We start from the raw sequence: 1,235 nt of genomic DNA, 5'->3' as shown, positions 1-1,235 counted from the left end.
AAAGGCAGTATACGAATATAATCTTTGTGTCCATCGGGGTTCCTCGCCAGTCGTTGTGCAGTAGGGGTACTTACAACGCTAGCAAACTCCGATGGACGCCAGCTTATCAAGGTGGCAACTTGGGTTAAGAATATATAAATGCAATGCTCCCACCAGACTATTTCTGGACACAACAAGAAAAGTAAGCGTTCAGACACCCTACCCTTGATGCCCCCCAGCAATCCAGCGCCCTGGGATCGCCCATCGGCGGGCCAAGACGAGATGCACGACGATGCGGCGAGCCCCCGGGCCAAGAGACCGAGCAAGCGGATGAGGCCAGTCCGCCCTCGGAGGATCCGTCCACCTCCTGCGAGCCAACCTCCAAGCCCGAGACGCCTAAGGAACCGTCCATTAACTACTTCACCCGTTGTAAGTACGCCTACTACACAACGACTGGCGAGGAACCCCGATGGACACAAAGATTATATTCGCATACTGCCTTTGTGACGATCTGTTGAAAGCACTCGGTCATCGTGAAGATCCACAGCATCAGGTTTCCGACGCGGAAATTCTCACCACCGCGTTGGTCGCCGTCCTCGAGTTTAGTGGATGCTTTAAGCGGGCCCATCGGTTTCTGCATGAAACAGGCTATCTCCCACGTCGGCTCAATGCCAGTCGCTTCGTGCGCCGTCTCTATCGTTGCGAACCGTTCGTGAGGCCATTGTTTCACGTTCTAGCCAGCCTGGGGCATCAATCGAACACCAAACGCCTCTATATCATCGACAGCTTCCCGCTCCCAGTCTGCGACAACATCCAGATTCGTCGCTGCCGTCGTTATCAAGGTGAAGCGTGGCGCGGCTACCAGGCGAGTAAACGCCGCTACTTCTATGGGTTAAAAATCCACCTCCTGGTCACGGCCCAAGGACAACCCGTCGAGTTTTTTCTGACACCCGGCGCCGACAGCGATGCCAAAGCATTGAAACAATATGTCTTCGATCTCCCGGATCAGGCGACCATGTCAAGTCCCGGAAGATTGTAAGGCCGCTTTGAAAACAATTCTGGCTCGTGTTCGTACCATTGTTTTAACGCCTGGATGGGGGCGACATGGCCCAACGCGCGTTGAGGGATCTGTTGGTTGTAGAGCCTGACATAGCGGTGGAGGGTCTCTGAGAGCTGCTCCCCCGAGCAAAAGCGTGTGGTTTGAAGCACCTCGGCGATGCGGCCGTTGAAGCGCTCAACCATGCCATTGGTTTGTG

The 1,235-nt window shown here is 54.9% G+C and carries 1 protein-coding gene and 1 pseudogene; one reads left to right on the top strand and one right to left on the bottom strand.

Going from position 1 to position 1,235, the window contains the following annotated elements; genetic code table 11:
• Positions 1-448 precede the first annotated feature (448 nt).
• A pseudogene (locus CKO36_RS19140) lies at positions 449-1,000 on the top strand (transposase); the annotation flags it as partial.
• Here the strand turns inward: CKO36_RS19140 and CKO36_RS19135 are convergent.
• The coding region (locus CKO36_RS19135) for an integrase core domain-containing protein (protein WP_200286489.1) at positions 985-1,235 on the bottom strand (251 nt) is incomplete at its 5' end. The pseudogene CKO36_RS19140 and the gene CKO36_RS19135 sit on opposite strands and share 16 nt — an antisense overlap.

Source organism: Rhabdochromatium marinum (assembly GCF_016583795.1).
Classification (GTDB): Bacteria; Pseudomonadota; Gammaproteobacteria; order Chromatiales; family Chromatiaceae; genus Rhabdochromatium; species Rhabdochromatium marinum.
The sequence above is the reverse complement of the archived record's forward strand: the minus strand, read 5'-3'. Positions and strand labels throughout refer to the sequence as shown.